Source organism: Nocardia sp. NPDC049190, from assembly GCF_040648115.1.
GTDB lineage: Bacteria > Actinomycetota > Actinomycetes > Mycobacteriales > Mycobacteriaceae > Nocardia.
The window spans coordinates 37706-51030 of sequence record NZ_JBEZDE010000016.1 but is presented as its reverse complement, the minus strand read 5'-3'; the positions used below and the strand labels follow the sequence as shown (position 1 = coordinate 51030).

Sequence of the window (13325 nt, the reverse complement as noted above, 5' to 3'; positions counted from 1 at the left end):
TAGCCGGTAGGCCGGGGCGATGCCTGACGATGGCGGACGACCCGGTAGCCGGTCGAGACGTCGGCGGCTAGCAGGTCACCGTCGTCAGTGGTTGCTGCCGAGCGCTTCGGCGATGGTCGGCCAGGACCTGGACAGTTCGTCCGCCCAGTACGGCCAGGAGTGTGTTCCGGTGGGCCGCAGATTCACTGTCGCCGGAATCTGCAGCTTCGCCAGTCGCTTCCCCAATGCGTCAGCGCATTCGTAGGCTCCGGTCTCGAGCGGGCCGCCGACGGTGATGGCGTCCGGAAGCTCGACTTGACCAGGTACGTCGTGCTCTCCAGGGATTCCGCTGCCACTGGACAGGTAAATCCTGGTGCCGCGCAAAGCTTCCGCGTGTGTCATGACGTCGTGGGCGGCCCAGTCCGGGTCGGTGAGTGTGCCGAACATGTTGTCCGGGTTGCCGCCATAGGTTTTGACGATCGCGCGGGCTTGGGCTTGACCGGTGCCGGAGGCAACGGTGTAACACCCGCTGTGGGCAGCGACGACGGAGTACAGGCCGCGCGTTCGGAAGGTGAGCATCATCGCTGCTTCAGCGCCCATCGAGACCCCCTGGATCCCGTTACGTCCGTTGCCCTCGAACTGCGCGTCGATCAGCGGCGGCAGTTCCCGGGTGAGGAACGTCTCCCATTTGTTGGTCCCCAGCACCGGATCGCGACGCTGCCAGTCGGTGTAGAGATTGGCCGGACCACCGGTGGTGAGCACGACGTTGACGTTTTTGTCGGCGAAGAACTGCACGGCATGACCGTGCTCTGTCCAGCTACTTTCATTCTCGGGAGCACCCCGGCCATCGAGCATGTACAGGGCGGGTCGCGGCTGGCTACGGTCGGCCGGTAGCAGCACCTGCACCTGCACGACACGGTTCATCGCCGGCGATTTCACGAACACCCGCAGCCATCGGTCGGTGATCGGCTCGATCCGCTCGATAACCGGCCGGGCCGGAAGATCGGAGCTCTCCGACGGGGCTTGGTAACCATCGGGCGACCCGACATTCGAGCCAGAGGTCTCCGGCGCGGCGACGGCGACCCCGGGCGCCATCGCCAGCGCCCCCAGCATCACCACTGCGGGCACAACCACCTCGGCGACCCACCGTCTGGACGGGCGCGGGCCATCGAGGTGCACGACCGAAGACGAGTCCGAACGGCCTCGCCGCGTCAGCCACCCTCTTGTACTGAGACGGGTTCGGTCGACAGTTTCATGCCGACTGACACTTCTGGTCCGGGCAGCGGGCCCCCCGCAGACATCACACACTCGCCTAGTAAACCGTAGGGGCAGTTCGACGGTCCATGCGCGGGGTAGATACGACGCCACACACGCCGCCGAGCCGGGTGCGTCCTCGGGTCACGCAAACATCCTGCGCACCTACGTATTCCAAATCTGGTGCCGCAAGGACCCGGTCGGTGAGGCGAGGAGCGGTCAGCCGGCCCGCTCACTTCCCGGCCGCCTCCTCAGCCTGCGAACCGCATCCGCAGTGCAATCCGCCGCCGCACGGGAGGTGGCCCACTCGTGCATCCGCCCTAGGCGGTCGCGTCAGCGCTTCGGCCACCCCGATGCCCATCCCGAAGCGTTCAGACGACCGTTCGGCTCGAACAGTGAGTATGTCCACCGAACACCGGGTGTCCAGGTACACCGCGAGGCCATCGGGTGCCGCCGACCGGCGACTCCTGACCCACCAACCTCATCCACGTCGGATTTCTGTGCATTCCATCGGAAATCTCACGAGAAACGTCCCGGAAATCCTGCGGTACGCCGACGCCACCGCCTTGCCATCCCGCCCGAGGCGCTGCGCGATCCGCCGCGCCACCACGAGAAGTCCGCTTTCCACCGGTTCCTCCCGTCGGCCGCCAGACCGCGGTCGATCCGACGGGCGCCCAGGCCTCGGGAAATCGGGACAGCACACTCGGGTGAATTCATCTATTCCCCACCGCCGGGACGTTTGCACACGCTCGCCGCGGCGTGTTATCAAGCACCGCGTCAACGTGCCGGCCCAAGGCGCGCTATCGCTGCCGCCTCACATCCGGACAATCCGTACCGGCACCGCGGAGGTGAACAGATAGCCCAATAGCGCGCTGACCCGATGCTTGACCTCGAGCCGGCTAGAGGTTTCAGAATGAAGTCATGACGACCTGGGTATGCGCCGGGTGCGGCCTGGAACATCCGGAATCCGACCAACCGCCCGCCGATGGCTGTGTTCTCGCCAGCGACGCCGTCACCGACGAGGAGCGTGGCGATCTCGGACCGCACGGGTGGTGGACCACCCATGTGGAGTTGGCACGCCAACCCCATCGGACGGTGCTGCGCGAACACGGCCACGGTCTGCACAGCCTGCGCCGCGAACCGCGATTCGCGATCGGCCACTGGTCCTTCCTGGTCGCGACCCCTAACGGCACCCTGCTGTGGGATCCGCCCGCCTATCTCGACGACGAGGTGCTCGGCTTGGTCCGCAGCCTTGGTGGGGTCGCGGCGATCGCCGCGAGCCATCCGCACATGTTCGCCGCGCAGGTGGGCTGGAGCCATGCCTTCGGGAAGGTGCCGGTGCTGGTGAACGCCCTGGACAAGGAATGGGTACCGCGCCCCGACCCGGTGATCGAATTCTGGACCGAGCACGCCGAGCCGCTGCCCGGCATCGAACTCGTCCATGTCGGTGGCCATATGCGCGGCAGCGCCGTCGCTCACACCGCAGACGGCGCCCTGCTGACCGGCGACACCATTGCGGGCTGTCATACCCCCGGATGGGTGTCGTTCCAACGCAACTATCCCCGGCACGTCCCGATGTCGGCCGCAGTAGTGCGCCGGATCGTCGAGACCCTGGAACCCTATGACTACGACCGCCTGTACACCCTTGGCGGTGACACCATCGACCACGACGCCAAATCCATCGTCCGCGCCGCCGCCAACCGCCACATCCGGTGGATCAGCGGAGAATTCGACCATCTGACCTGAACTCGCGACCCATCACACTCGACTCGGAGTGCACGGCCGAGCGCCCGCCGCATGCCCCCAGCGGCAACTTTCGCCCCTAGGCCGCCTCCTGCGCGGTCTGTTCCCAGTCGATGACGACGCGTTCCGGCACCCAGCCGCGCCGCAGGTCAAAGACTTTCGACACCACGCGGACGCGACCCGGCCGGTTGAGCCGCCCTACGATCGTGATGGCGTCGCCCAGGTCGTCACACGCGAAGAACTCCGCGGCTACGTCGCCGCCAGGAAACTGCAGCTCGACCGCATGCCGAACCTGCCCTGCCCACGTGTCCCGATACGCCGACTGCCACGCCCGCGACCGTTCACCGGTGGCAGCCACCCACGCCGCAACCTGACGCGTGGGCACGACCCCGGCGGGGCCTTCGATGCATTCCGGAGAGGTGTGGTTGCTGTCGGACACGACCGCGAACCAACCGAGCGCATCCTCGAGGCTGTCGAATTCTTCGACTTCCAAGCCGCTCCGCCCATACGCCCACAAGAGGTAGATACCCTCCGGGCCAGTGGATTCATTGCCGTCGAGACGGATCGTGTACGCGTTCATGCTGCTCGTTCTCCAGTGTCGGGTACTCGATAGACACGATCATGGAGTTCGATCGGTTCATCGACCGTGTCCCCCATCGACTGCCGACTCGGTAATTCCGGCCGGCGAAACCGCGCGTGCCAACCGCCCTGTCCTCGTCGCAGAGCCTGGGCAGGACTTCGGCGAGTCTTCCTCGGCATCCACGTATTCGGGATCTATTTCCCCATCCCGGTTCCGCGTCTGCGGGCTACCGTATTCGATCGGATTCCATGCCGTTCTGAGTCCCGATAATCGTGCGAACAAAAATGTTGCGGTCTCGACAATTTCGCATGGCGAATCGGCTCCGGTCGCCAAAATCCGTGGGCCGCAACCGCGCCTCCGACGCTGCGGCCGGGTCGGCGACGGGGAGACCGGCGCAGGTATGCGGATACGGCGGTGCTGCCGAGGTCCCGGCGGATTTCAAGAAGTGAAAAAGCAAGTGAAGCGGAAACGTACCCATACCGCGGTCTCGGCGGCCAATCCTCGCCCGGCCGGATTTTACCGCCTTTCCTCGGTCGTTCACCATGGAAAACTCCGGTTTCAGCTGATCAACGTGGGGCGGATTCGGAGTAGACGGCGAGCAGACACCGCACCGTGTATCGCAGCATGGTCGACTATTGCGGAGGCACTACGACACAGTCGTATACTGGCCACTATGGCGGATGAATTATCCTCCAGAGAATTCCGTGAGGCACCCATTCTGGTGGTGCAGACGAAGGAGCGCGTCTATCGGCTACGCGCCGGGGGCGCGTATAACATCGGCCGCGATCCGAGTGCCGACATCGTTGTGACCGATCCGCGCGCGTCATCGTTGCACGCCGTTCTCGAGCGGGGTGCGGACGGTTGGGAAATCGAGGACGTCGGAAGTCTCAACGGCACTTTTTTCGCCGGCCACCGCGTCGACCGGATGGTGATCGACCACGAGGAGACGTTCCAGCTCGGACACGCCGTGGACGGCGAGAAGTTGGCCTGCTCGCTGCCGACCCCATCCCGCCCCGAGCCCGGTCTCGATGCCGGTGGAGACACCATGGTGGTCCCCGATCCCGGCTACGCCCTCGACGATGAAGCGACGGTCACGAAGATCCATCCGGGCCTGCCCCGGAAAGTATCACGATCGTCATCCCCGGCGGCCCATCCGAGCACGGTCGTCCGGATCACATCGCCCACACTGCGGATCGGACGCGCGACCGACAACGACATCGCCGTGCCCGACCTGATGATCTCCCGACATCACGCCGAACTGCACACGATAGGCGCTGGCCGGTACCGGATCGTCGACCTCGGCAGCCATAACGGCACCTATGTCAACGGCGCCCGGGTCGATACCGCCGACCTCTCCGAATCCGACTTGATCGGCGTGGGGCACACCACGTTCCGGCTCGTCGGCGATGAACTGCGCGAGTTCGTCGACACCGGTGACGTGTCGGTCTCGGTGCAGAACATCACCGTGCGGACACCGGACGGCAAGGTGCTGCTCGACGGGGTGAGCTTCCCCATCTCGCAGCGCTCGCTGGTCGGCGTCATCGGGCCCAGCGGCGCCGGTAAGTCGACGCTGCTCGGCGCGATCACCGGGTTGCAACCGGCCACGGAGGGGACGGTCCGCTACGACGGACGCGACCTGTACACCGATTACGACGAACTCCGACACCGGATCGGGCTGGTCCCGCAGGAGGACATCCTGCACAACCAGCTTCCGACGCGGCGCGCGCTGCTCTACGCGGCCGAACTGCGCTTCCCCGGTGACACGCGCAGCGAGGAGCGCGAGCAGCGGGTCGACGAGGTGCTCGACGAACTCGGCTTGGCGCGGCACGCCGACACCCGCATCGATCGACTCTCGGGCGGGCAGCGCAAACGCGTGAGCGTCGCACTCGAGTTGCTGACCAAACCGTCGCTGTTGTTTCTCGACGAGCCGACCTCCGGCCTCGACCCGGGCCTGGACAAGACGGTCATGGAAATGCTGTCCGAACTGGCGCATGACGGACGCACCGTCATCGTCGTCACGCACAGCGTGGCGAATCTCGATTCCTGCGACCGCCTGCTGGTTCTGGTGCCCGGCGGCCGACTGGCATACTACGGGCCGCCGGAAGAGGGGCTGCAGCAATTCGCACAGCGAACCTGGGCCGAGGTGTTCCAGGAATTCGACAACGACGAAGACCGCGATTGGGCTGGTGAGTTCCGGACTTCGCCGCGCTTCGAGAACTATGTGGCGGTCGGACTGACCGACGACGTCGGCCCAGCGGAGGAAGTGCGTCCACCGGCGCCGCCGCCCGCGCCGCAATCCAAGCTCAGCCAGCTCAGTACGTTGTGCCGGCGATATCTGGCGGTGATCGCCTCGGATCGAAGTTATTTGGCATTGCTGGGCGTGATGCCCCTGCTTCTCGGTGGCTTGATCGCCGCGGTGCCGTCGGGCGCCGGCTTCACCGGAACTCCGGGAACCAATACCGATGCTCCCACCAAACTCATGGTGTTGGCCTTCGCCGCATGCTTCGTCGGCACCGGCAACGCGATTCGCGAGATCGTCAAGGAACAGACGATCTACCGCAGAGAACGCGCGGCAGGCCTGTCAGCAGGCGTCTATCTGATGTCGAAGCTGCTGGTTCTGGGCGTGATCACCGTCGTTCAGGCGGCGGTATTGGTCGTGATCGGCACCATTGGCGAGAGTATGCCGCCCAAGGGAATTTTCACGATGGTCGAGCTGGAACTGGTCCTGGCGATGGCGATGCTCGGCATCACGTCGCTGGCTTTGGGCTTGCTGGTCTCGGTGTCGGTGAATACCTCGGAAAAGACACTGCCGCTGCTGATTGTGCTGTCCATGGCACAACTGGTGCTGACGGGCGGGCTGGTGCGGCTCCCCGGCACACCCGGCCTCCAGCAACTGTCGTTCCTGTCGCCGTCCCGCTGGGGGTACGGAGCGGGAGCCGCCACCCTTGACCTTGACACTCTGTCACCGCACACCGGCGCGGCCGACCCGCTATGGAAGCACACCATCGGCACCTGGCTGGTCGACATGGGAGTCGTCGCCGGGCTGGGGGTCGTGTTCCTCGCGCTGGCCTGGTACCGCTTGTACCAGCTGCGTCCACGGCGCCAGGGCGCCCGCGTCGCGAGGCTTTGACGCCCGCGACACGAACCACGTGACGCCACCCACCTGGTTGCGGGATCTGCGGTGCAGGCCGTCGCGCATCGACCTCATGCTGGCGAAAAGCGACCACTCAGGTCAACTCAGCGTCGCTGTAGACCGGTTTTCCACTGGCGGGAAGGCATTCGGTACAGGGGCTGGGGCGCACGGGGAAAATTACCTGCCGTTAGCACCCGGGCCTCCGATCTGGCCTGACGGCTCACCGTGAGAGGGAACCAAATTCGATGAGCATCAACCGCATACTCCGCCTCGGCATCGGAGCGATCGCCGTCACCCTCGTCGCTACCGCCTGTGGTGGCGGCAGCGACGCCGCGACCGCCAATGATCACGCGAGGGCGGGAAAGCTGACCATCGGCATCAAGTTCGACCAACCGGGACTGGGCTTCCGCGAGAAGGACGGGTCATTCCACGGCTACGACGTCGAGATCGCCAAGTACGTGGCCGGCAAGCTCGGCGTGCAGCCCGGCGACATCACCTTCAAGGAGACGCCGTCGGCTCAGCGTGAGTCGATGATCATGAACGGCGACGTGGACTTCATCGTCGCCACCTACTCCATCACCGATGCCCGCAAGGAGAAGGTCGACTTCGCCGGGCCGTACTTCGTAGCCGGGCAGGGCCTCCTGGTGAAGAAGGAGAACACCGATATCACCCGTGTCGAGTCGCTGACCGGCAACAAGAAGCTGTGCTCGGTCAGGGGCTCCACCCCGGCGCAGAACGTCAAGGACCATTACGCCAAGGACGTTCAACTGGTGGAACTGGACACCTACTCGCAGTGCATCGAATCCCTGCGCAGCGGTTCGGTCGACGCGGTCACCACCGACGACATCATCCTCGCCGGGTACGCGGGGCAGGCACCGGGCGAACTGAAGCTGATCGGCAGTACCTTCACCACGGAGAAGTACGGCATCGGCCTGAAGAAGGGTGATCAGAAGACTCGGGCCAAGATCAACGACGCAATCGAGGACATGTTCGCCGACGGTTCCTGGCAGAAGGCCTTCGAGGACACGATCGGTCCACTCCGCGACTCGACACTCACGCCGCCCGCCGTCGACCGATACTGATCAGGCTCTCCGACTCCCGCACCTGCACGCATCACCTGATCCCGCAATCCGGCGCGCTGTCGGAGCAGGCGTCGATCGCACCGTGCAGGCAGGGGGCGGCCACAGGTAATCCCCGTCGTCCGACGGTGGGCATGATGGAGGTACGTCGCGACCCATCGAATCGGCCGCTGGGCTCGTCCGATGAGACCTGTCTCGTGACATTCGGTCGGCAGCCGAGGGGGGAATCGCGTTGACTACGCTGACGCGGGTGTCCGAATCTGTGCCACTGACGATGCTGCTCGATGACGCGGGCCTGCTGTCGCTCGAGCACCAGCTCTACCTCGAAGAAGTACTGGGCGCACACGTGTGGCAAGCCGATCTCGAGGGACGTCGACTCGAATTCATCGGCGAAGAGCGCTCATTCGTGTGCACCAAGGTCCACCTGCTCGGCACGGTGGACGCGGAGTCGTGGTTGTGGGGATGGGCCAATCCGTGGGGCTACCCGTCACCGCTGATCCGAGCGGCCCAGACGGTGCGCGAGTTCGGCTTTCGGTACGGCGTCGCCGAACTGCGCTCAGCGGAGCTACCCGTCACTCTCGGGGGTGCGGCGCCGCTACCCCATCAAGTGGCCGGGCTGCTGACAGACGCAGCGAAGATCGTCAGTGGGCGCTGGAGTTCCTACTGCGGTGTCACCGACGGCACGTGCGTGGCATTTCTCGTCGAGCATCCGGAGTTCGTGCTGCCGCTTCCCACCGCGTCCGGCCTTGCCCGGGTATTGGCCTATGGCGTCGGTGCGCTGCCGCTGACGGACCATCGACGCGCGGTGCACAGCTATCTGACCAGGCGGGGCCTGCTCGCCGGATTTCTCGACAACCACCGCTGGCTCGAATTCAGCGGCCACGGAGTCGCGGGCGACATCGAATTCGACACTTCCGGCCACATCACGAATCTGGATGTCCGCGTGGTCATGGATCGGATCGAACTGCCGGCCGGGCTGAAGACACCGTCGGCCGCCGCGGTTTCCAGCGAACCGACGATGATATCGAACGGGTGCGACGGATTGTCGGAGTAGTTGCCGCGCTGCCCGACGGAAAGTCGCACCGCGGCGAGAACGAGCCCCAACTGTTGCCTACCACCGGTGCCCGCGATTCGGCGGGCTGGTGAAAACGGCGCGCAGGTGGGCGTAAGCGGCGTACGACGGCGGTGAACCGTGCGATGCGACGCGGACATGCGGTACGCGCGGCAATCACTCGATCAAGGGTCGACTGAGGGTTGCTGTACCAGCTATTCGTCAGACCGGACTGGCGTGTCTATCTGGCGACACGCCGATAGCACTCGGGACACTTGCTTATGCGTCGCGGGGTTGCGGCCCAGGGAAAAAGAGGTCGGACACTCGGGTCGGCGGTGGATGAACCAGCGATGGTCCTGGACCCGGCAGACTTACCGGCCAATGATGGTCTGAGCGAATGTGCTCATGGCATCGCCCGCCGTCGCGGCTCAGTTCTCTTGGCAGTACACCTGCACGATCCCGGACTGAATAGGAGCGTCACATGCGGTCGACAGCTATGCCCGACAACCTGCGCGCCGACGTCGAAGTCCTCTGGGACTACAACCAGATGCATCATGAAATCTGCCCGACCGATGTGGGCATCGGGTTGGGCAGCCATGACCTCGGGGTCGCCACCTACACCGCGGATCTCTACGACCAGGGCATGTTCCCGCTGATCGTGTTCACCGGCGCGAACGCTCCGACGACCGTAGAGAAGTTCCCTCGCGGCGAAGCCGTGCACTACCGAGAACATGCCATCGATCTCGGTGTGCCGGACAGCGCAATCCTGGTCGAACCCAACGCGACCAACACCGGAGACAATATCGATTTCACGCGAGCTCTGCTCGAGCGCCATGGCATTGCCGCCGTCGAGTCGGTGACGCTGATTTCGCGTCCGTATCAGCAGCGCCGCAGCTATGCGGTCTGCCGCAAACGATGGCCCGAGGTCGACGTGGTCTGCGCGTCGCTCCCGCTTCCGCTCAACGAGTACATCAGGAGCATCGGAGATGCGAATCGGGTGATCAACACGCTGGTGGGTGACACGCAACGAATCTGGACCTATTCAGATAAAGGATGGGCGATCGAGCAGGATGTCCCCGATTCGGTCCGCGCGGCGTACAAGCGACTGGTTGACGCGGGGTTCACCCATCGACTGGTTTCCTGACCCGTCCAGCGCACGTCGAATCGCGGTTCGCCGGGCCACAAAGCTTGGGCGCTGCAGCGTGCCGCCAGGTATTCGTCCAGTCCGTAGCGCGTCGAGCACTTTCAGTGCTGATTGCGCCCGACGGCTCGACGCGATCCGCCGCGCCCGGATCCAGCGATTGCCCGAAACTCTTGTTCTCGTCGACGTCGTGTACTCCCAGGTCAGCGCCCGGTCATCACAAGCTACCGGCGCTCCAGCCACGACCGCCTCAACCTCGGTCCCAGCCACCGCGGGCGCCCCAACCCCAGCCGCCATGATCGCTCCGACCGCCGAAACGAACGTAATCCACGTGGCCGGTCACGGCCGTCGGCACAGTAGCGGTCACCGCCGACCGCGTCGGAAGAGGGTCGGCGGCGGCAGTCGGTGCGATGGCGACAGCGATCGCGACAGCACCCGCCACAGCGATCGCGACAGCACCCGCCGTCAAGGCCGATGTGACGTAGATCAGGCCGACTGGCATGGTAGCTCTCCTTCGACGTGTCCTGTCCGAACGCGCTCCAGCATCGCGCTCCAGCCGAGCCCGTGTCATTACCGCTGGCACCTATCATCGCTCTCCGCGAGCGGGAGTCCGTGCGCACCAGCGGCGTGCAATCGATCCTGCTTACCCGATCCGGAGGCGACGATCACGTCGGGCTTCGGGTGGCGAGAACCAGAAGCGGGATTGTGGGCCGCCCCGCTCCGCACTCGGTGGTGATCAGCCGCAGTGCGAGCGACCGGACATCCAGACGCTGAATCCTTCTCCGGCGACGGGTACGCCGCCGCCCCAATCGATGCAGACGCCCGCAGCGTTCACCTTTACCGGGCCGGCGTAGTACTCGTAGTTTCCGTCGTCGTGGATGTATTGGGTGAAGTTTCCGTCCGAGTTCTGTTTCGCGATCGAGGCCAGCATACGGGTGGATTTACCCGCGTATGAGGAAAACTTCGCCGTGACAACGCAGTTGGTCGAGCCGTTGTACAGCAGGTGGATGCGAGCGACCTTACCCAGGTCGTGGTGGTCGATCTCATGATAGTTGTTGCCGCACGCCTCGGCCGGGGTTGCGACCGCCTGCGCTGTCGGGCTGACGACCACAGATAGGGCGGCCGCTGTGGCAAGTGCGAGTAGTGCTCGATGTATGAACTTACGCAACGCGTTTCGCTCGCTTTCCTGATTTCTATCGAGGCCGTGGAAGCCTATCTGCATCAGAGCGCCGCGGCAATGGAACCGCGACGGCTGAAAGACTGTTCGCGGCAATATATTTCAAGACCGCCATTCCAGCGCTCGCGGCGATGCCCTGATGGTCACGCCGATTCGCTTCGACAGCGATGAATCGAGGTGGGCGGCGCCGATCGCGCTTCGCGAATCCGATCGTTATCGCGTCGAATTTCTTCGCAGGAGCCGGGTGCCACGACAAATGGCGAGCACTCGTCGGTCGTATCCGCGACGCCAGCACAGTAACCTCGACCGCGAAGACCGGAATGGCGGTCCACGGACACTGTGGCGGTCCCGAACAATCCTTCGGGACCGCTCGAACAGTCTTTCGACAGACGTCCGAGCCATGGGGCTCACTCGACCACACCGTCACGACAGACGAGACCTCCATACGCGGTGCCGACGCCGTGAAAATCGAGCCGGCGTGGTGGACGGAGACGGTCACACCGCCCGCCGGCGATGAGTAAGGTCGAAATTGTGGCGAAAAGCGGCGCCGACGCCTGCTCCCTGCCTGATGAGAGTGCGCTCGGCGCCGGGTACGCAACTGATGCGGATGAACTTTCGCGGTCCGAGGAGCGGCGGGCATGGAATGGTTCACGGCACCCGATTACTGGTTGAGCAGACTGGTGTTCCACCGTGGGCTCGCTGCGGTCTACCTGGTCGCCTTCCTGGCGGCGGCGCGGCAGTTCCGGCCGCTCATCGGCGCGCGGGGAATGTTGCCGGTGCCGCGGTTCGTGCGGTACGCACCGTTCCGCCGGGCGCCGAGCCTGTTCCAACTGCACTATTCCGACCGGTTCTTCGCACTGGTCGCGTGGTCGGGCGCGGCGCTGTCCGCCGCCATGGTCGCCGGGGTGACCGACCTCGTGCCGCTGTGGGCGGCGATGCTGCTGTGGGCGGTGCTGTGGATGCTGTACCTGTCGATCGTCAATGTGGGTCAGGCGTGGTACGCCTTCGGCTGGGAGTCGTTACTACTGGAGGCCGGATTCCTGGCGATCTTCTTGGGCAACGACCACACGGCGCCGCCGGTGGCGGTGCTGTGGCTGGCACGCTGGCTGCTGTTTCGAGTGGAGTTCGGCGCTGGTCTGATCAAGTTGCGCGGCGACCCGTGCTGGCGCGATCTGACCTGCCTGTACTACCACCATGAGACGCAGCCGATGCCGGGGCCGCTGAGCTGGTTTTTCCACCATCTGCCCAAGCCGCTGCATCGCATCGAGGCGGCAGCCAACCACTGTGCCCAACTCGTGGTGCCGTTCGGGCTGTTCGCGCCGCAACCAGTGGCGAGCGTCGCGGCTGGAATCATCGTCGGCACGCAGTTGTGGCTGGTCCTTTCCGGCAACTTCGCCTGGCTGAACTGGGTGACAATCCTACTGGCCGTCACCGCGATCGACGGGTCGTCGGCCGCGGATTTGCTGCGGCTATCCGAGTCACCACGACCATCCGGGACACCGCCCTGGTTCGTGGCACTCGTTCTCGCGACGACCGTACTGATGGTGTGCCTCAGCTACCCGGCGGTGCGCAACATGGTCTCCAGCCACCAGCAGATGAATGCGTCATTCAACGCCTATCACCTGGGCAACGCCTATGGCGCGTTCGGCAGTGTCGGCAGGAACCGTCACGAGTTGGTGATCGAAGGAACCGACGAGCCGGAACCGACCCAGCGGACGGCGTGGCAGGAATACGAGTTCAAGGGCAAACCCGGTGATCCGCGTCGGTTGCCGCGCCAGTGGGCTCCCTATCATCTGCGGCTCGACTGGTTGATGTGGTTCGCGGCAGCTTCGCCCTTCTACGCGCGCGGCTGGCTGATCCCGTTCCTCCAGCGGCTGCTGGAAAACGATCCGGCCACGCTGCGCCTGCTTCGACGCTGCCCCTTTCCCGATAACCCGCCGAAATACGTGGCGGTGCGGGTATACGAATATCGTTTCACCACCCGCCGCGAGCTGCTGCGCGATCGAGCATGGTGGCATCGCACGCTGATCGGCGAATTGATCCCGCCGATAACGATGCAGAACGCGGATTTCAGGTCGCGGTAGGGCATCGTCGCGGTCACCATCCGGCGGTGACCAGGTGGGCGGACTCCCTCGACAGCCGGCGCCACCGCGCGGCGGCACCAACAGGCCACGCGAAACGATCGTGT

Annotated in this window: 10 protein-coding genes; 6 read left to right on the top strand and 4 right to left on the bottom strand. The window is 64.9% G+C overall.

Annotated elements, in window-relative coordinates:
- Positions 1–84: 84 nt before the first annotated feature.
- Positions 85–1113 (bottom strand): alpha/beta hydrolase family protein, encoded by a 1029-nt coding sequence (locus AB0B25_RS16225; protein ID WP_357179458.1) that lies wholly within the window; start codon positions 1111–1113, stop codon positions 85–87.
- Positions 1114–2154: 1041 nt separating this feature from the next.
- On the opposite strand from AB0B25_RS16225, the gene AB0B25_RS16220 reads away from it, so the two are divergent.
- Positions 2155–2979 carry a hydrolase gene (locus AB0B25_RS16220; protein ID WP_357179456.1) on the top strand — a complete coding sequence of 275 codons (825 nt, stop codon included), beginning with the start codon at positions 2155–2157 and terminating at the stop codon, positions 2977–2979.
- A 76-nt stretch (positions 2980–3055) separates the two neighbouring features.
- On the opposite strand, the gene AB0B25_RS16215 is transcribed toward AB0B25_RS16220, so the two are convergent.
- The gene (locus AB0B25_RS16215) at positions 3056–3556 is read right to left on the bottom strand and encodes a hypothetical protein (RefSeq protein WP_357179453.1); all 501 of its coding nucleotides are present in this window, start codon (positions 3554–3556) and stop codon (positions 3056–3058) included.
- A 673-nt stretch (positions 3557–4229) separates the two neighbouring features.
- Between AB0B25_RS16215 and AB0B25_RS16210 the strand changes: the two genes are divergently transcribed.
- The 4 genes from AB0B25_RS16210 (at position 4230) to AB0B25_RS16195 (ending at position 9963) form a co-directional block, all read left to right on the top strand.
- Positions 4230–6686 carry an FHA domain-containing protein gene (locus AB0B25_RS16210; protein ID WP_357179450.1) on the top strand — a complete coding sequence of 819 codons (2457 nt, stop codon included), beginning with the start codon at positions 4230–4232 and terminating at the stop codon, positions 6684–6686.
- Positions 6687–6934: 248 nt separating this feature from the next.
- Positions 6935–7771: a glutamate ABC transporter substrate-binding protein gene (locus AB0B25_RS16205; RefSeq protein WP_357179447.1), complete on the top strand. Its 837-nt coding sequence runs from the start codon at positions 6935–6937 to the stop codon at positions 7769–7771.
- Positions 7772–8018: 247 nt separating this feature from the next.
- Positions 8019–8822 carry a DUF6882 domain-containing protein gene (locus AB0B25_RS16200; RefSeq protein ID WP_357179444.1) on the top strand — a complete coding sequence of 268 codons (804 nt, stop codon included), beginning with the start codon at positions 8019–8021 and terminating at the stop codon, positions 8820–8822.
- A 478-nt stretch (positions 8823–9300) separates the two neighbouring features.
- Entirely contained in the window at positions 9301–9963 is a 663-nt protein-coding gene (locus AB0B25_RS16195) for a YdcF family protein (protein ID WP_357179442.1), read from the top strand.
- A gap of 247 nt (positions 9964–10210) precedes the next feature.
- Here AB0B25_RS16195 and AB0B25_RS16190 read toward each other — a convergent pair whose 3' ends face one another.
- Positions 10211–10462: a hypothetical protein gene (locus AB0B25_RS16190; RefSeq protein WP_357179440.1), complete on the bottom strand. Its 252-nt coding sequence runs from the start codon at positions 10460–10462 to the stop codon at positions 10211–10213.
- Between the two features lie 234 nt (positions 10463–10696).
- The gene (locus AB0B25_RS16185) at positions 10697–11182 is read right to left on the bottom strand and encodes a hypothetical protein (RefSeq protein WP_357179437.1); all 486 of its coding nucleotides are present in this window, start codon (positions 11180–11182) and stop codon (positions 10697–10699) included.
- Between the two features lie 593 nt (positions 11183–11775).
- On the opposite strand from AB0B25_RS16185, the gene AB0B25_RS16180 reads away from it, so the two are divergent.
- Complete coding sequence (locus tag AB0B25_RS16180; RefSeq protein WP_357179435.1) at positions 11776–13221, top strand: lipase maturation factor family protein; 1446 nt, start codon at positions 11776–11778, stop codon at positions 13219–13221.
- The last annotated feature ends 104 nt before the right edge of the window (positions 13222–13325 follow it).